At 60.1% G+C, this 17,506-nt stretch carries 14 protein-coding genes; 6 read left to right on the top strand and 8 right to left on the bottom strand.

Translation table 11 applies throughout. The annotated features are described in order from the left end of the window. The first annotated feature begins 32 nt into the window (after nucleotides 1–32). On the top strand, nucleotides 33–875 hold the full coding sequence (xdhC, locus tag ACDZ94_RS00255; protein WP_432750905.1) for a xanthine dehydrogenase accessory protein XdhC: 843 nt from the start codon (nucleotides 33–35) through the stop codon (nucleotides 873–875). A 7-nt stretch (nucleotides 876–882) separates the two neighbouring features. Further along, the gene (gene guaD, locus ACDZ94_RS00260; RefSeq protein WP_432750906.1) at nucleotides 883–2,187 is read left to right on the top strand and encodes a guanine deaminase; all 1,305 of its coding nucleotides are present in this window, start codon (nucleotides 883–885) and stop codon (nucleotides 2,185–2,187) included. A 101-nt stretch (nucleotides 2,188–2,288) separates the two neighbouring features. On the opposite strand, the gene ACDZ94_RS00265 is transcribed toward guaD, so the two are convergent. Further along, on the bottom strand, nucleotides 2,289–3,053 hold the full coding sequence (locus ACDZ94_RS00265) for a GntR family transcriptional regulator (RefSeq protein ID WP_017134778.1): 765 nt from the start codon (nucleotides 3,051–3,053) through the stop codon (nucleotides 2,289–2,291). 227 nt (nucleotides 3,054–3,280) lie between these two features. Here ACDZ94_RS00265 and ACDZ94_RS00270 point away from each other — a divergent pair, with 227 nt between their 5' ends. Beyond that, entirely contained in the window at nucleotides 3,281–4,471 is a 1,191-nt protein-coding gene (locus ACDZ94_RS00270; protein ID WP_432750907.1) for a benzoate/H(+) symporter BenE family transporter, read from the top strand. Nucleotides 4,472–4,527: 56 nt separating this feature from the next. Here ACDZ94_RS00270 and ACDZ94_RS00275 read toward each other — a convergent pair whose 3' ends face one another. Continuing rightward, entirely contained in the window at nucleotides 4,528–4,872 is a 345-nt protein-coding gene (locus tag ACDZ94_RS00275) for a YggL family protein (protein WP_003219101.1), read from the bottom strand. Nucleotides 4,873–5,109: 237 nt separating this feature from the next. On the opposite strand from ACDZ94_RS00275, the gene dacB reads away from it, so the two are divergent. Continuing rightward, nucleotides 5,110–6,585, top strand: a complete 1,476-nt coding sequence (dacB, locus tag ACDZ94_RS00280) for a D-alanyl-D-alanine carboxypeptidase/D-alanyl-D-alanine endopeptidase (protein WP_064453611.1) — start codon at nucleotides 5,110–5,112, stop codon at nucleotides 6,583–6,585. 108 nt (nucleotides 6,586–6,693) lie between these two features. Here dacB and ACDZ94_RS00285 read toward each other — a convergent pair whose 3' ends face one another. Beyond that, entirely contained in the window at nucleotides 6,694–9,078 is a 2,385-nt protein-coding gene (locus tag ACDZ94_RS00285; RefSeq protein ID WP_432750908.1) for a sensor domain-containing diguanylate cyclase, read from the bottom strand. 159 nt (nucleotides 9,079–9,237) lie between these two features. Continuing rightward, on the bottom strand, nucleotides 9,238–11,502 hold the full coding sequence (rlmKL, locus tag ACDZ94_RS00290) for a bifunctional 23S rRNA (guanine(2069)-N(7))-methyltransferase RlmK/23S rRNA (guanine(2445)-N(2))-methyltransferase RlmL (protein ID WP_432750909.1): 2,265 nt from the start codon (nucleotides 11,500–11,502) through the stop codon (nucleotides 9,238–9,240). Between the two features lie 531 nt (nucleotides 11,503–12,033). Here rlmKL and rmf point away from each other — a divergent pair. Further along, nucleotides 12,034–12,249 (top strand): ribosome modulation factor, encoded by a 216-nt coding sequence (gene rmf / locus ACDZ94_RS00295; RefSeq protein ID WP_002553055.1) that lies wholly within the window; start codon nucleotides 12,034–12,036, stop codon nucleotides 12,247–12,249. 127 nt (nucleotides 12,250–12,376) lie between these two features. Here the strand turns inward: rmf and ACDZ94_RS00300 are convergent, their stop codons facing one another. The 4 genes from ACDZ94_RS00300 to sctC all read right to left on the bottom strand — a co-directional run bounded on the left by ACDZ94_RS00300 (nucleotide 12,377) and on the right by sctC (nucleotide 15,982). After that, nucleotides 12,377–13,402 carry a quinone-dependent dihydroorotate dehydrogenase gene (locus ACDZ94_RS00300; protein ID WP_053257462.1) on the bottom strand — a complete coding sequence of 342 codons (1,026 nt, stop codon included), beginning with the start codon at nucleotides 13,400–13,402 and terminating at the stop codon, nucleotides 12,377–12,379. Nucleotides 13,403–13,488: 86 nt separating this feature from the next. Next, nucleotides 13,489–13,944, bottom strand: a complete 456-nt coding sequence (locus ACDZ94_RS00305) for a transglycosylase SLT domain-containing protein (RefSeq protein ID WP_432750910.1) — start codon at nucleotides 13,942–13,944, stop codon at nucleotides 13,489–13,491. Then, on the bottom strand, nucleotides 13,937–14,338 hold the full coding sequence (locus tag ACDZ94_RS00310; RefSeq protein ID WP_432750911.1) for a winged helix-turn-helix domain-containing protein: 402 nt from the start codon (nucleotides 14,336–14,338) through the stop codon (nucleotides 13,937–13,939). Before ACDZ94_RS00310 ends, ACDZ94_RS00305 begins: the two co-directional genes overlap by 8 nt. Nucleotides 14,339–14,527: 189 nt before the next feature. Next, the gene (gene sctC, locus ACDZ94_RS00315) at nucleotides 14,528–15,982 is read right to left on the bottom strand and encodes a type III secretion system outer membrane ring subunit SctC (protein ID WP_432751474.1); all 1,455 of its coding nucleotides are present in this window, start codon (nucleotides 15,980–15,982) and stop codon (nucleotides 14,528–14,530) included. 286 nt (nucleotides 15,983–16,268) lie between these two features. Between sctC and ACDZ94_RS00320 the strand changes: the two genes are divergently transcribed. Then, a complete protein-coding gene (locus ACDZ94_RS00320) occupies nucleotides 16,269–17,495 on the top strand; it encodes a CmpA/NrtA family ABC transporter substrate-binding protein (RefSeq protein WP_064453618.1) in 1,227 nt (408 codons plus the stop codon). Nucleotides 17,496–17,506: the final 11 nt, after the last annotated feature.

Here is a 17,506-nt window from a genome sequence, read left to right on the forward strand (position 1 = left end):
TAGCGGCCTCACAGACACCACAAGAGGTGACTATGAACAACTGGATCAGCGCCCTCGCCGACCTGCAGAACCAGGGTGAACCCTGCGTGCTGGTGACCATCATCGAAGAGCTCGGCTCCACGCCGCGCAATGCCGGCTCCAAGATGGTGATCAGCGCCGCTCAGACCTTCGACACCATCGGTGGCGGGCACTTGGAATACAAGGCGATGCAGATCGCCCGCGACATGCTCGTGCATGGCCAGCAGAACACCCATCTGGAGCGCTTCAGCCTCGGCGCGAGCCTTGGCCAGTGCTGCGGTGGCGTGACCGTGCTGCTGTTCGAACCCATGGGCCAGGTACAGGCGCAGATCGCCGTATTTGGCGCCGGCCATGTCGGCCGCGCGCTGGTGCCACTGTTGGCGAGCCTGCCGTGCCGGGTACGCTGGATCGACTCCCGTGACCAGGAGTTTCCGGAACATATCCCCCAAGGCGTGCGTAAAATCGTCAGCGAAGAGCCGGTCGACGAAATTGCCGACCTGCCGGCAGGCAGTTACTGCATCGTCATGACCCACAATCACGCGCTGGACCTGGAACTGACCGCGGCACTGCTCAAGCGCAATGACTTTGCTTACTTCGGCTTGATCGGTTCGAAGACCAAGCGGGTCAAGTTCGAACACCGCCTGCGTGACCGCGGCTTCGATACCGCACAGTTGCAACGCATGCGCTGCCCCATGGGCCTCACCGAGGTGAAGGGCAAATTACCGGTGGAGATCGCCATCTCCATCGCCGGCGAAATCATTGCCACCTATAACGCGAATTTCGGCCAGCACACCGCGAGCGCCGAACCCATTGCCAAACTGCTGCCGGTATCACGCCGCAGCCAAGCTATCAGTTGAGATGACCATGCCTTTGACTCGCAAAGCCTACCGTGCCGCCATCCTGCACAGCATCGCCGACCCTGCTGAAGTAGGGATCGAAGCCTCCTACGAGTATTTCGAAGACGGCCTGTTGGTGATTGATAACGGCCAGATCAGTGCCTTGGGCCATGCCAGCGATTTGCTGCCGACGCTGCCCGCCGATATCGACGTCACCCATTACCAGGATGCGCTGATCACACCGGGCCTGATCGACACCCACATCCACCTGCCGCAAACCGGCATGGTCGGCGCCTATGGCGAGCAACTGCTGGATTGGCTCAACACTTACACCTTCCCGTGTGAAAGCCAGTTCGCCGACAAGGCCCATGCCGAAGAAGTCGCGGACATCTTCATCAAGGAACTGCTGCGCAACGGCACCACCACCGCGCTGGTGTTCGGCAGCGTGCACCCGCAGTCGGTGAATTCATTCTTTGAAGCGGCCGAGAAACTCGACCTGCGCATGATCGCCGGCAAGGTGATGATGGACCGCAACGCACCGGACTACCTGACCGACACCGCCGAGTCCGGCTACCAGGAAAGCAAGGCGCTGATCGAGCGCTGGCACGGCAAGGGCCGTTTGCACTACGCGGTCACGCCGCGCTTCGCACCGACCAGCACCCCTGAACAACTGACACTGGCCGGGCAACTGCTGGGCGAGTACCCGGACCTGTACATGCAGACTCACATCAGTGAAAACCTGCAGGAAGTGCAATGGGTGAAGGAGCTGTTCCCGGAGCGCAAAGGCTATCTGGATGTGTACGACCACTACAAACTGCTGGGCGAGCGCTCGGTGTTTGCCCATGGTGTGCACCTGTGTGACGACGAGTGCGCGCGGCTCGCAGAAACGGGTTCGGCCGTAGCGTTCTGCCCAACGTCGAACTTCTTCCTCGGCAGTGGTTTGTTCAACCTGCCGATGACCGAGAAGCACAAACTGAACGTGGGCCTGGGCACGGACGTGGGCGGCGGTACCAGCTTCTCGCTGCTGCAAACGTTGAACGAAGCCTACAAAGTCATGCAGTTGCAGGGCGCGCGGTTGAGCCCGTTCAAGTCGCTGTACCTGGCCACGTTGGGCGGTGCGCGGGCACTGCGCCTGGAAGACAAGATCGGCACCTTGCAGCCGGGCACCGATGCGGACTTTTTGGTACTGGATTACAACGCCACGCCGCTGCTGAGCTATCGCTTGAAGCAGGCCAATAATATTGCCGAGACGTTGTTTGTGTTGATGACGCTGGGGGATGATCGGGCGGTGTTGCAGACGTATGCAGCGGGTCAGCTCGTGCACCAGCGCTAATTTCAGGGCCGCCATAAATCAATGTGGGAGCGGGCTTGTGTGGGAGCCAGCTCCCACACAAGCCCGCTCCCACATTTTTAGTCCCAGGCGAACCTGGAAAATTACAGTTTTACTGAAGAACGCCCTGGCTTCTTGGTCTGCAACAAATGCGAGAACACTGCATGCAAATCATCCGACGCGCTTTCCTCATCGAGGTTGAGCTTGCTGTCGATGTGATCCATGTGATGCATCATCAGATTCACCGCCAGCGTCGCGTCCCGTGCTTCGATCGCATCGATCAGCTGAGTGTGCTCATCGTAGGAACAGTGCGAGCGGTTGCCGCTTTCGTACTGGGCGATGATCAACGATGTCTGGGAAACCAGGCTGCGCTGGAAGCTGATCAGCGGCGCATTCTTCGCCGCTTCGGCCAGCTTGAGGTGGAATTCGCCGGAAAGACGGATACCCGCACCGCGATCACCGCGTGAAAAGCTGTCGCGCTCGTCGTTGACCATCTGGCGCAACTCGGCCAGTTGCTCAGCCGTGGCGTGTTGCACCGCCAATTCAGTGATCGCCCGCTCGACCAGACGCCGGGCCAGGAACACCTGGCGCGCTTCTTCTACACTTGGGCTCGCCACCACCGCGCCGCGATTGGGCCGCAGCAACACCACGCCCTCATGGGCCAGGCGCGACAGCGCGCGGCGAATGATTGTGCGGCTGACGCCGAAGATTTCGCCCAGTGCCTCTTCACTCAATTTGGTTCCGGGCGCCAGGCGTTGTTCGAGGATCGCCTCGAAGATATGCGCATAGACGATATCGTCCTGGGTTCCGCTGCGACCGGCCTTGCCGGCTCGCGGTTGTTTCTTGAGAGGTTGCAACTGTTCGTTCATGGGCACTCGGGTAGGGAGAACGGCGGCGAATTAACGGTAATACGGCAACAGCGTGTCGCTGGCAAGTATCACCTAAAAACAGGGCACATTGTACACAACCGAGTGCGCCAACACACTGTACGGCTGTTTGCGGCCTCGGCTGTATTGCAATGAGTCGTTACGTTTGAGTTTAGGCTTGAATCCGGGCCTTCACCGGCAAACACCCAGGTAAAAGGAACACCCCCTCCATGACTGACGTCATCCAAGCGCCCTTGCGCCCGCTGGCCGACACTTCAACGTCGGCCGTCGTCGCCGGCTTCATCGCCATGATGACCGGCTATACCAGCTCCCTGGTGTTGATGTTCCAGGCCGGACAAGCCGCCGGCTTGACCACCGCGCAGATTTCCTCGTGGATCTGGGCCATCTCGATCGGCATGGCGGTGTGCAGCATTGGCTTGTCCCTGCGTTATCGCACGCCCATCACCATTGCCTGGTCGACCCCCGGCGCGGCGCTGCTGATCACCAGCCTGGGCGGCGTGAGTTACGGCGAAGCGATTGGTGCCTACATCACCTGCGCGGTCCTGGTGACGCTCTGCGGGCTGACCGGCAGCTTCGAAAAACTGGTCAAGCGCATTCCCGCCTCATTGGCGGCGGCACTGTTGGCGGGGATTCTGTTCAAGATCGGCAGCGAGATTTTCGTCGCCGCGCAACATCGCACCGGCCTGGTGCTGGGGATGTTTTTCACCTACCTGGTCATCAAGCGCGTGTCGCCACGTTATGCCGTGCTGGCCGCGTTGGTCATAGGCACGCTGCTGTCGGGCCTGATGGGGCTACTGGACTTCAGCGGTTTTCATCTGGAAGTGGCAACGCCGGTGTGGACCACCCCGCACTTCTCGCTGGCGGCGACCATCAGCATCGGCATCCCGCTGTTCGTGGTGGCGATGACCTCGCAGAACATGCCCGGCGTCGCCGTACTGCGCGCCGACGGCTACACCGTGCCCGCCTCGCCGTTGATCACCGCAACAGGCCTGGCCTCGCTGGTGCTGGCGCCATTCGGTTCCCACGGGATCAACCTGGCAGCGATCAGTGCGGCCATCTGCACCGGGCCGCATGCCCATGAAGACCGCAACAAGCGCTATACCGCGGCCGTGTGGTGCGGGGTGTTCTACGGGATTGCCGGGGTATTTGGCGCCACGTTGGCGGCGTTGTTCGCAGCCTTGCCCAAGGAGCTGGTGCTGTCGATTGCGGCCTTGGCGTTGTTTGGCTCGATCATCAATGGCTTGAGCATCGCCATGAATGAGCCAAAGGAACGGGAAGCGGCGCTGATCACCTTTATGGTCACCGCGTCAGGCTTGACGTTGTTTTCCATCGGTTCGGCGTTCTGGGGGATTGTGGCGGGGGTGTTGACGCTGCTGATTCTGAATGGGCGCAAGGCTTGATCGTTTAAGACCGCGCAACGAAAAAGCGACCCGGGAGGGTCGCTTTTTTTATGACATCAGACTGCCGGATTGATCGGCTTTTCTGGGTGCCAAGCGTCCAACAGGGCGCTGACTTCAACGCGGGTCAGCTCTGGACGAGCCTTCAGCCACGCTTCAACAGCTGCACGCTGCTCTTCGTTGACCGAACCACGGGTGGCTTTGCAAACCAGACCGAAGTCATCGCCGCCGACGTAGTCCAGGCCGTTGCCGTCCATTGCTTCTGTCAGGAATGCTTCGAGGAAAGCGTCTACCGCTTCATCGTCCAAACCTTCTTTGAAGTCCAGGTTCAGTTCGAAACCCAGCTCTTGAAATTCATCAACGCACAGTTTTTTGCGCAGACGCCGGGAACGGTTAGTCGCCATTGGAACAATCCTCATAAGTAATAACGGGCGGCACTTTAGCAGTTTAAGGCGGCAATTGCCCGACTCTCTGGGACAGGCGGCTATGCGCCAGTTAAAAAAACGCCGATTACCAGCTATCGTTGAGCTACAAGTGGCTCCAGGTTGGGGCATAATGCCGACACTTTCGTGACCAATGAGGGATTTTCTTCCATACCCCTCGCCTTTTTCACCCTCCTCTACCGTAGGGTTTTATTCCTTATGATCAACTCTTTTCGTTCCCATTCTTTACGTTCAATGTTGTTTGCCGGTTTTTTGCTGCCACTGGCCTTTTCCGTTACCGCTGCGCCGATCAATAACACCCTGCCACCCAATGTTCAGCAAGCCCTCCAAAAAGCCAAAATCCCCAATACTTCGCTGTCCCTGGTGATGCTGCCGCTGACCGGCCCCGGCACCCCGACCGTGTTCAACGCCGATGTTTCGGTAAACCCGGCATCCACCATGAAACTGGTCACCACCTATGCGGCCCTGGAAATGCTCGGCCCCAACCACCAGTGGAAGACCGAGTTCTACACCGACGGCACCCTCAGCGGTGGCGTGTTGCGCGGCAACCTCTACCTTAAGGGCGGTGGTGATCCCAAGCTGAACATGGAAAAACTCTGGCTGCTGATGCGCGACCTGCGCGCCAACGGCGTGCAACAAGTCACCGGCGACCTGGTGCTGGACCGCAGCTTCTTCAACCAGCCGCAATTGCCCGAATTCAACGACGACGGTAACGACGAGAACAAGCCGTTCCTGGTCAAGCCCGACGCCCTGCTGGTCAACCTCAAGGCCCTGCGCTTTGTTACCCGCAATGATTCGGGCCGGGTGATCGTGTCGGTCGAGCCGCCGATTGCCAGCATCCGTATCGACAATCAGGTCAAGGTGTCCAACGCCAAACAATGCACCGGCGACGTGCGCTACAGCCCCGTAACTGCCGCCGATGGCAGCGTCACCGTGACCGTCAGTGGCCAGTTGGGCGATGGTTGCAGCTCGCAGACTTACCTGTCGCTGCTCGACCATGCCACTTACACCGCCGGCGCCGTGCGCGCGATCTGGCAGGAGTTGGGCGGCACCATCCAGGGCCGTGATATCCAGGCGCCGGTCCCCAAGGACGCCAAGGTGCTGGCCCGTGCATTTTCGCCGGACCTGGCGGAAATCATTCGCGACATCAACAAATACAGTAACAACACCATGGCCCAGCAGTTATTCCTGAGCCTCGGCGCGCAGTTCCGAAACGATGCCGATGGCGATGATGCCAAGGCCGCACAACGCGTAGTGCGTCAGTGGCTGGCGAAGAAAGGCATCACCGCACCGCACCTGGTGATGGAAAACGGTTCCGGCCTGTCCCGCGCCGAACGGGTCAGCGCCCGCGAGATGGCCGCCATGCTGCAAGCCGCCTGGAAAGGGCCATATGCGGCGGAATACATCAGCTCGCTGCCGATTGCCGGCACCGACGGCACCATGCGTAAACGCCTGAAAACCACCGCCCTGCGCGGCGAGGCCCACGTCAAGACCGGCACCCTGAACACGGTGCGCGCCATCGCCGGGTTCAGCCGCGATAACAACGGCAATAGCTGGGTGGTGGTGGCGATCCTCAACGACTCGAAGCCTTGGGGTGCTTCGTCGGTGCTGGATCAGGTGCTGCTGGATTTGTATCGCCAGCCTAAGCTGACGGCGGCGGCGCCGGTACTCTAAAGGCAACACAGATCAAGTGTGGGCGCTGGCTTGCCTGCGATAGCGGTGTATCAGTATCAGATGCATCGACTGACACTCTGTAATCGCAGGCAAGCCAGCCTCCCACCTTCAGGCACGCAAGCGCTCGGCTTCCACCCGGTCGCGCCCCGCCTGCTTGGCCACATACACCGCCGAATCCGCGCGCAGCAGCAGCTCATCTACGCCTTCATCGACCCGCCAACTGGCCACCCCGAAACTGGCGGTCACGACCCCCACGGGGTCCATCGACGTAGTGCGCAGCGACTGCCACAACTCCATCGCCAGGCTGTAAGCCTGATCACAATGGGTGTGCGGGCACAGCACCACGAACTCTTCGCCACCCAGGCGACAGAACACGTCCGTGCGACGCAGGCGCTGGCTGATGCGCTTGCACACTTCCTGCAGGGCACCATCCCCCACCGCATGCCCATGCTGGTCGTTGATCCGCTTGAAGTGATCGATATCGAACATGATCAACGACAGCGCCCCCGCAGTGCGGTTGAGCCTGAGCATCTCGGCCTGCAGGCGATCCTGAAAATAGCGTCGGTTATATATCCCCGTCAGCGAGTCGGTAATGGATAACGCGCGCAGTTCCTCCTCTACCCGCTTGAGATCGGAAATGTCCGAAACGTAGCCGTGCCACAAGGTGCCGCCGCCGGGTAACTCCTCCGGAGTGGCTTCGCCGCGAATCCAGCGCAGACCCCGTTGCGGCAATACCACGCGATACTCTTCGCGCCAATGGCTCAACTGCAACGCCGACAGCCGCATCGAGAGTCGTACCCGCTCTACGTCCAGAGGGTGGATACGTTCAAAAACCTTCGTCGCGTCGTGCTGCAAGACGCCGGGTTCGATTTCATAGATATCGCGCATGCCATCGCTGGCGTAGATAAAGCGCCCGTTTCCCTGGGGGTCCAGGGTGAACTGGAAGATTCCGCCGGGCACGTGGGCACTGAGTTTTTTCAGTAAGCGGTCACGCGCGGCCAGCGCTTCGTAGGCGCGCTTCTGCTCGGTGACATCCAGGTAGATCGCCAAGTGCCCGACCCACAGGCCATAGTCATCCAGTAATACAGTGGTCAGCATATTCACCGTCAAATGGCTGCCATCCTGGCGCAACAGTGTCCATTCCCGCGCCTCGAGCAGGTTGTCCGGACTTTCCACCAGCATCGCCTGACTCGGCGCAATACGCTTGCCCAAGGCCACGCTTAAACTGGCGGCGCGTGATTCCAGCTCGAAGGTCAGGTGCAGGCTCTCAAGCGTCAACCGCCCCACAACTTCGTCGGCCTTGAACCCAAGCATCTGCTCGGCACCGGCATTGAACGTGTTGATCACGCCTCTGAGGTCAGTGGCGATGATCGCAACCTGGGTGGCGGCATTGAGCACGCTGCGCAATTGCCCATGCGCCCCACGCAACTCCAGCTCACGCAGGCGCAACTGTTCTGTGCGTTGCTCCACCAGTTCCAGCGCGCGTTGGCGCTGGCTGACCAGCACATACAACAAAGCACTCAGCAGCAGGCTGAGGAGCACGCCCATGGTCAGGATCGTGCTCTTCGAAGAATGGTTAGCCTGGTCGAAGACCTGGCTGGCGCGAATACTCAGGGCGTACACATGGTCGCCAAGGGTCAGACGGCGCGCGGCAATCAGATCACTCTCGCCTACTGCATTGCTGGACGCGTACAGCACGCGCTGTTGAGTGTCGGAGGTGTCGATGATCTGCATCACCAGGTTGTCCCGCTTCGGCTTGGGCAACCCATCGGCGACCAGCTGGCGCATGCTGATCACCGCCATCACAAAACCGAAAGGCTCTGCGCCAACCGGCTTGCTGACGGGCGCCACCAGCAACACACCGGCAGCATAAGCCGGCTCCACACCCACCAGTTGCATGGGTTGAGACACCGACGGCTTGCCGCTTTTTTGCGCACGCTCAAGCGCCGAGCGACGCAGCGGCTGGGCCAACAGGTCAAAACCCAAGGGTGAGCCCAGCAGGCTTTGAGTCTGGCTGTACAGCACCGGCACGTATTCATCGCGCTCCGCGGCAGGCGCCAGCTCACCCGACGCACTCAATTCACGGATCGCGAAGGGCACGCCTCGCTGGCGGGAAATTTCCTGCTCAAACGAGCTGCGCTGATCGTGCGATATCCGTGGCGCCCAGGCATAGGCGCGGGCGCGCAACAACAAGGGTTGGGCGAAACCATCAAACTCGGCGCGGGAGACACCACTGGAATTGACGAAGAAACGTTGCAGGCTTGCCAGGCGTTGCTCCTGGTCTTCAAAACGTTCCTGAAGGCGGGCGTAGCGCTCATTGACCAGCAACTGGAAACGCTGGCGAACCTGCTGCTGATAAAGGTCGGCAGCCCCCCAGGCAACGATGATCGTCAGCGTGCAACCTGCCAGTAATACCGCCAATGCCACCAGCCAAGCCGACGCCTGTTCACTGATAAAGCCTAGGATTTTCGGGCGAACAGCTTGTAACGTCATAGGCAACACTCACAACGCCAGCGTGCGGGGGTGTCACTTTGGCTAGGCGTTAAGTTATAGCCATGAGGCCGGTATTTGACCAGCGCAAAAAAGCCGCAAGCCCGGTTTAATCCAGGCTTGCGGCTTTTTGGTGCAACGTGATGCGTCGTGGTGCAGCGATCAGCGCGCGGTGATTTTCCATGCACGGTGGATCTTCGCATTACGCGCGAAATCCGGGTCGAGGGTCTTGTCGCTGATTTCCTCTACGGCATAGCGTTCACTGAGGTTTTCCTCAAGCACGAACTTGCGGAAGTTGTTCGAGAAGTACAGGACGCCACCCGGTGCCAGGCGGGCCATGGCCAGGTCGAGCAACTGCACGTGGTCGCGCTGCACGTCGAAGATGCCTTCCATGCGTTTGGAGTTGGAGAAAGTCGGCGGGTCGATGAAGATAAGGTCGAACTCATCGCGGCTGGCTTCCAGCCACGCCATCACGTCACCCTGCTCCAGACGGTTCTTGTCGGAAAAACCGTTGAGCGAGAAGTTGCGACGCGCCCAGTCCAGGTAGGTTTTGGACAAGTCCACGCTGGTGGTGCTGCGCGCACCGCCCTTGGCTGCGTGCACACTGGCGGTGGCGGTGTAGCAATACAGGTTGAGGAAACGCTTGCCGGCCGCTTCCTTCTGGATGCGCATGCGCATTGGGCGGTGGTCGAGGAACAGACCGGTGTCCAGGTAGTCGGTGAGGTTGACCAGCAGCTTCACGCCGCCTTCGCTGACCTCGGTGAACTTGCCCTGGGCACTCTGGCGCTCGTACTGCTTGGTACCGCTCTGACGCTCGCGACGCTTGACCACGACGCGGCTCTTGTCGACGTTCAGCGCCTGGGGAATGGCCGCCAGCGCATCGAACATGCGTGCGGAGGCTTTTTCCGGGTCGATGGACTTCGGCGCAGCGTATTCCTGGACGTGAACCCAATCGTGGTACAGGTCGATGGCCATGGAGTATTCCGGCATGTCGGCATCGTACACACGGTAGCAATCCACCCCTTCACGCTTGGCCCACTTGCCCAGCAGCTTGAGGTTCTTCTGCAAGCGATTGGCGAACATCTGCCCGCCTTCGCTCAGGCGCGCCTGCTCGACCACCGGAGCCGGTGCTGGCTTGATCGGGTTACCGTTCTTGTTGTACTGGCGCTCTTGCGGCTCGGTCGGGGCTTGATCGTAAGCGGCTTGCTCACGCTCGGCCTGACGCTGTTCCGGGGTACGGCGCTCGCCGGTGACGAACTGGTCCGGGTTGACCTTGATCAGCAGCAATTTGCACGGCAACGCGCCGTTCCAGAACGAATACTGTTTGTGGCTGCGAATGCCCATGCGCTTGCCAAGGTCCGGCGCGCCGGTGAACACCGCCGCTTCCCAACCCATACACGCCTGGCGCAGACGCTCGCCAAGGTTCTGGTAGAGGTACAACAGGCTGGCTTCGTCACCCAGGCGCTCGCCGTAGGGTGGGTTGCAGATCACCAGGCCTTTCTGGTTCTGGTCCGGGCGCGGTTCGAAGGTGCCGACTTCGCCCTGGTACACCTTGATCCAGTGGCTCAAGCCTGCGCGTTCGATGTTGTTGCGGGCTGGCTGGATCAGACGCGGGTCAGCTTCGTAACCACGGACCCACAGCGGCGGTTTGTTCATGCCGATGGCGGCACGCTCACTGGCTTCGGCGTGCAGTTTCTTCCACAGCGCCGGGACGTGACCGAGCCAGGTGGTGAAACCCCACAGTTCGCGGTTGAGGTTGGGTGCCATGTCGGCGGCGATCATTGCGCCTTCCACCAGGAAGGTACCCACGCCGCACATCGGGTCCGTCAACGCGCCGCCTTCGGCAGCAATGCGCGGCCAGCCGGCGCGAATCAAAATCGCAGCGGCCAGGTTTTCCTTCAACGGTGCAGCGCCCTGCTGCAGGCGGTAACCGCGCTGGTGCAAGCTGTGGCCGGACAGGTCGAGGGAGAGAATCGCTTCGCCACGGTCGAGGCGCAGGTGGATACGCAGGTCCGGGTTGATCTTGTCGATGGACGGGCGTTCGCCGGTCGGGGTGCGCAGCTTGTCGACAATCGCATCCTTGACCTTCAGCGCGCCGAAGTGGGTGTTGTCGATGCCCGAGCCGTGACCGCTGAATTCTACCGCCAGGGTGCCGTCCGAGACCATGTGGTCAGCCCATTCGATATCCAGCACGCCGTGGTACAGGTCTTCGGCGTCCTTCATCGGGAAGCGCTTGAGCACCAGCAATACGCGGTTGGCCAGGCGCGACCAGAGACACAGGCGGTAGGCAGTTTCCATATCGGCCATGCCGCGCACGGCCGAAGTGTGCTCGCGGGCTTCCTCAAGGCCAAGCCCGACGGCTTCCTCGATCAGCAGGCCTTCGAGGCCCTTGGGGCAAGTGAGGAAGAGTTCAAAACGGTCCGACATGGGCATTCCAGGCTTTTCAGCAATAAATGAACGGGCGACGCATCGCCGGCTCGGTTTTCAATCAAGCACTTTTCTTGAAGAGTGCTCGCGTGGCACGAATGTGCCGTTCCACCCCGGCTGCCGGGCCTTTCGGCCAAAATTTCCGGGGCAGATAAACAATTGTTTGCAACAAAAAGAAATATTCCGACCCTTCGTCGAATAATAACCGACTGCAACGAGCGGGCATTCTCACTAAAGGATTAAACCCATCCTCTTTGCAAGGCACATCATAGCTGGCTTTGCCCAATAAATGGGGCGAAAAGCCATCCCAGCTTATGGCTATAGCATCGTTATCGTTACGTGCTTATGACAAAACGATCATTGAATCCATGTGACCTATTGGTTAGAACTCAACACAGGTTGGCGCCGTAACGACGCCGACACATTGGCTCGCCACGCCGGCAGCGAGCCCACCAACGGCAGAAAAACTCTGCCCGGCCTCAGACGAGGCCGAAGGATATCTACACAGTCAACAAGTGAGGGAAACACCCTATGAGAAGACTTAAGCGTGATCCGTTGGAAAGAGCATTTTTACGCGGATATCAGTATGGCGTTCATGGCAAATCCCGTGAGCTTTGCCCATTTACTCTACCGTCGGTACGCCAAGCCTGGATCAACGGCTGGCGAGAAGGACGCGGCGACAATTGGGACGGTATGACCGGCACTGCGGGGATACATAGACTCAACGAACTTCACGCCGTCGGCTAACACAGGGCACTTAATCCGACATACCACCTAGAAGATTATGTAACGACTTAACCACGCACGTCCTATCCGGGCGGCGGGCTTCGGCCCAGGGGGCTCCTAATGGAGCCCTTTTTAATGGCCGATACTTTCAGGCCTTCGGCAACGCGGCAATCGCATCCACCGACTCGCGAATCAGCGCCGGGCCCTTATAGATAAAGCCGGAGTACAACTGCACCAGGCTCGCGCCCGCCGCAATCTTCTCGGCGGCGTGCTTGCCTTCGGTGATGCCGCCCACCGCGATGATCGGCAAACGCCCCGCCAGCTCAGCGGCCAGCACCTTGACGATATGGGTGCTCTTGTCACGCACCGGCGCACCCGACAGGCCGCCCGCTTCATCACCATGCGCCAACCCTTCAACGCCGACACGGCTGAGGGTGGTGTTGGTAGCAATCACCGCATCCATACCCGAATCGACCAACGCCTGGGCAACCAGGGCAGTTTCTTCATCACTCATGTCTGGAGCAATCTTGATGGCCAACGGTACGCGCTTGCCATGGCGCACCGTCAAGTCTTCCTGGCGCTGACGCAAGGCTTCGAGCAATTGCTTGAGGGAATCACCAAACTGCAGGCTGCGCAGGCCCGGGGTGTTGGGTGAACTGACGTTGACCGTGACGTAGCTGGCGTGGGCGTAAACCTTGTCCAGGCAGATCAGGTAATCATCGACGGCGCGCTCTACCGGGGTATCGAAGTTCTTGCCGATATTGATACCGAGAATGCCCTTGTACTTCGCTGCCTGAACCCGCGACAGCAGGTGATCAACGCCCAGGTTGTTGAAGCCCATGCGGTTGATGATCGCCTCGGCTTCCGGCAAACGAAAGATGCGCGGCTTAGGGTTGCCCGGTTGCGGCCGTGGCGTCACGGTGCCGATTTCGACAAAGCCGAAACCCAGTTGCGCAAAACCGTCGATGGCCGCGCCATTCTTGTCCAGGCCGGCAGCCAGCCCGACCGGGTTGGGGAAATCGAGCCCCATCACCGTCACCGGCATCTTTGCCGGTGCCTTGCATACCAGGCCATTGAGCCCCAGGCGACCACCGGCACCGATCAAGTCCAGGGACAGATCGTGGGAGGTTTCCGGAGAGAGTTTGAACAACAACTGGCGGGCCAGGGTATACATGGGCGGGCTAGACTCGGATGGCGGCGAAAGGTGGCGCCGATTATAGCCGGGGTGGCGCGCCAGGTGCGAGGCGTGCCGTCCAATCGTCATTGGCGTTGCGCAACCAGCACCTCATACCGAGCCCAGATCTTTTGTGCATAACGTAAGCGCAACGCCTCACGCTCAGGCGCAGCCCCTGCGTTGTATGAGCCAATAGCTGTCCAGTTGTAACCGAAGCGCTGGATGAACTCGGCGAGGATCGAGGCGCCCACTTCAATTGACAAACAAGGCTCACTCAGCAGCCGCTCCTGGGTAATCCCCTGCTTGAGCAAGCGAGGCAAGTGCATGCTGTTGATTTGCATCAAGCCAATATCCCGGGAGCCATCGCTGTTGCCGGCGTTCAAGGCTTGCGCCTGGTACCCCGACTCCACGGCAGCAATGGCCTGCAACAGTTCCGGTTCGATGTCGTAACGACGGGCTACTTCATCCCAGCAACTTGCCCAGGCTGGAAGACTGCCCATCAACAGGCTCAACAGTAAACTTTTGCACAGGCGCCTAATCATGTCTCACCTGGCCACAAGCCGAACAGATGCGCTGCGCACGTCCCAGCCCTGTCTGTCGAGGTTCGTGTTGCCGGACGTTCACGGCACAGGTAAAGCGATAGCCCCTGCCATAGATCGTCTTGATAAACCGCTTGTCCATCTTCAAGTGTTTGCGCAACGCATAAATGCAGCGGGTGAGCGACTCTTCAGCAACCTCTCCCCGTGGCCAGACCCACTCAAGCAAACGATCCTTGGTGATCAGTGCGCCATCGGACGCCAGCAGCAGCCGCAGTACCTGCCACTCCTTGGGCGGCAACTGAATGTCCACACCATCGCTAGTCAACCGTCCATCGCCATGCAAGGTCCACCCGGCAAAGACCGATGAGGCCGTCGGCCCTTCATTCGTGAGGGTCATACACACCTCTGCATCCAACTACTGACATTGAATTCCTTGTTTCAAGAAACGGCGAAACGCCAACCCCGCGACTATAAAAACCTGAACCTGGGACAGCGCTAGGAAAAGACCGATGAATTCGAGGCTTTCGGCGGGTACCGCGTAGGATTTTTCGCCACTACGGTCAACAAGCGTGCTTAAACGGCTATCTTATTCAGAGACATCATGGTTTTGGCGCACAAACGCACGTTGCACGCGCTCATATTGAGCCTGCGTCAGCGGCGGCGGCCCCACAGCGCCAGCCAACATCCTGGGCTCACTCCCAACCGCACGCGCCTGGATTACAAACAACCGGATCTCGGCGCGTCGCCCGCGACCCGCCCCCTCGTCATCACGTCGAAAACCGCCCAGCCACAGGCGTTTACCCTGCGCCACGCGCACCACCGTGCTGATTCCCACTCTGCCTGCCGCCCCTGCGGCGCCAGGCGTGGTTTTACCCGCCATCTGGCGGCCATCCTCGAGACTCAGCAGCATTTCGATCTGATTCGCTTGAGCAAAGCGCGGTAGCACACTGGCTTCGGTGCCATAGCGTACGGGCTGCCATTCGCCTTTATTGTCACCGGGGTTGGGCAGGTAGAACGTGTGCTGATCCTGGAACACCGCCGGTACATTTTCCTGGGTGAGTATCACCGGGTACGCTGTGATCCTGGCTTTGCGGCGACGCTCCAGCGCATTGAGTTGCACCATCAAGCGGTTATCGTCCAAGGGTTCCATGACGCGCGTCACGGAAGCCACGCCGTCGGTTTCCCGGGCCCAGGCTGCGCCGAGCTTCTCGAGTTCGTCGCGGTCCACATCGACCTGCCACAGTGACACTTCAATCGGACGTTTGGGCTTGTCCAGCTCCGCCACCAGGTCCTCAATCACCTTCACCTGGGCAGGCTTGCCCTTGATCAACAAACTGTTGGAGTCAGGATAGGCAATCACTAACAAGCTCTTGTCAGCCAGTAAACCCGGCTGGCGCTGCGTGGCATCCTTCTGCTCGATCGCCAGCAGGTTTTCGATTATCGAGGCCATGCCCGGCACATTGACCTTTTCGTTACCCATGGCGTATTGACGGTCCGCCACGTGGGTATTGAATACCTGCACCACGCCGAAGATCTGCTTGCCCATGCGCACCTCGGTGCGTTGCCTGTCCATCAGCCGGGCCAGGTGCAACACCTGATCCACATAATTGGGTGGCCCGGCCACATAGAACGTCCGCCCGCCGCTCTCCCTGAGGGGATAACGTGATTCATCTAGCCCCGAGCGGCGCATGAACCCTCGCAACCTGTCGACCGAGATATGCCGCAGCGCCACCGCCGAGCTTTTTGCTTCGCCGGCGTCATACAGATAAAGCACCTGCCCGTCGCTGTACCAGATCAGACCTTGTTGCGCGGCGACCGCCTCCAGGGTCAGCTGAGCCACCCCCAAATCGAACTCCCCGGAGATACGCTTGCGCGCCACGTCGCGGCTGACGACGACGGGCAGGCCCAAAGGCACCGATAACGCGGTAAAAAAGGTATGCAGGCTCTCATCCCGCGCCTGGTAGCTTTCCCCCAGGGCGGGAGCGTTTGCCAGCAACAACGTAAGGCACATCAGCCAAGGGCACAGCCTGTGGAAACTCATCATTGCCGGGGGTTCGATATACACGCAGGGGTTCCTGGCAGTCTGGCGCAAAGAAGCGGCCATACTGAAAGGCCGTCGACTTTCAATCTTGATGGAAAGCTGACGGCAGGCCACCTCTATCTGCCCGTGGCATGTGCCTTGCTATGGACTTTGCATCAGAGCGCGCACCAACGTCGGAGCGTGCCTACAGACAAAGGCGTCGTTACCCCGCAATGGCCTGCGCAGGCATCACCGCGCTGCCATCTAAGGAAACGACGCTTTTTTTTGACAGAAAAGGTAGGTGTTGATGAACGATTCGGTCGGCAACAGCCCGGTGAACAATGCGCTGGCCTGGGTAAACGGCAGTGACGCCCCGGAAAAGAGCAGCCTCGACCTGGGCTTCATGGCGCTGACCGATTGCGCCTCGCTGGTGGTCGCCGCCACCCAGGGATTCGCTCAGCCCTACGGCCTGACACTGAACCTCAAACGCCAATCATCCTGGGCCAACCTGCGCGACAAACTGGTCAGCGGTGAGTTGGACGCCGCCCACAGCCTGTACGGGCTGGTCTATGCCGTGCACCTGGGCATTGGCGGCGTAGCCTCTACCGATATGGCCGTGTTGATGGGGCTCAACCAAAACGGTCAGAGCATCAACCTCTCCCACAATCTGCAACAACAGGGGGTGGTCACTCCTGATGCACTGGACCGTCACGTGCACCAAAGCCGAACAAAGCTGACCTTCGCCCAGACATTTCCCACAGGCACCCACGCCATGTGGTTGTATTACTGGCTGGCCAGCCAAGGCATTCATCCATTGCAAGATGTGAATAGCGTGGTGGTGCCACCGCCGCAGATGCTCGCGCACTTGCAAGCCGGGCGTATCGACGGCTTTTGCGTCGGAGAGCCCTGGTGCGCCAGCGCAGTCAAGCAAAACCAGGGGTTCACGCTGGCGACCACGCAAGCGATCTGGCCGAACCATCCGGAAAAAGTACTCGGCTGCACCCAGGCGTTCGTCGATCAATACCCGAACACTGCCCGCATGCTGGTAATGGCGATTCTGGAGGCCAGCCGCTTTATCGAAGAAAGCCAGGAAAACCGCCGCTCTACGGCGCAATTGCTCAGCGCCCGCGACTACCTCGATACGCCGCTCGACTGCATCGAGCCACGCCTGCTGGGCGCTTATGACGATGGCCTCGGCAACCAGTGGCAAGACCCGCATGCCTTGAGGTTTTTTGCCGATGGCGAGGTGAACCTGCCGTACCTCTGCGACGGCATGTGGTTCATGACCCAGTTCCGGCGTTGGGGCCTGCTGCGCGAAGACCCGGACTACCTCGGCGTTGCCCGCCAGGTGCAGCAACTGGACCTGTATCGTCAAGCGGCCGCTGCCGTCGGCGTTCCGGCAAACGGCCAGGACATGCGCAGCAGCCAGTTAATCGACGGCAAAATCTGGGACGGCTCCAACCCCGCCGCGTATGCCCGCAGTTTCCGCCTGCACGCCATGGCCGACCCTTCCAGCCGCCACGCCCAGCGTTGACAGGAGGAACC

This window comes from Pseudomonas sp. UBT (assembly GCF_050915955.1).
Lineage (GTDB): Bacteria > Pseudomonadota > Gammaproteobacteria > Pseudomonadales > Pseudomonadaceae > Aquipseudomonas > Aquipseudomonas antarctica_A.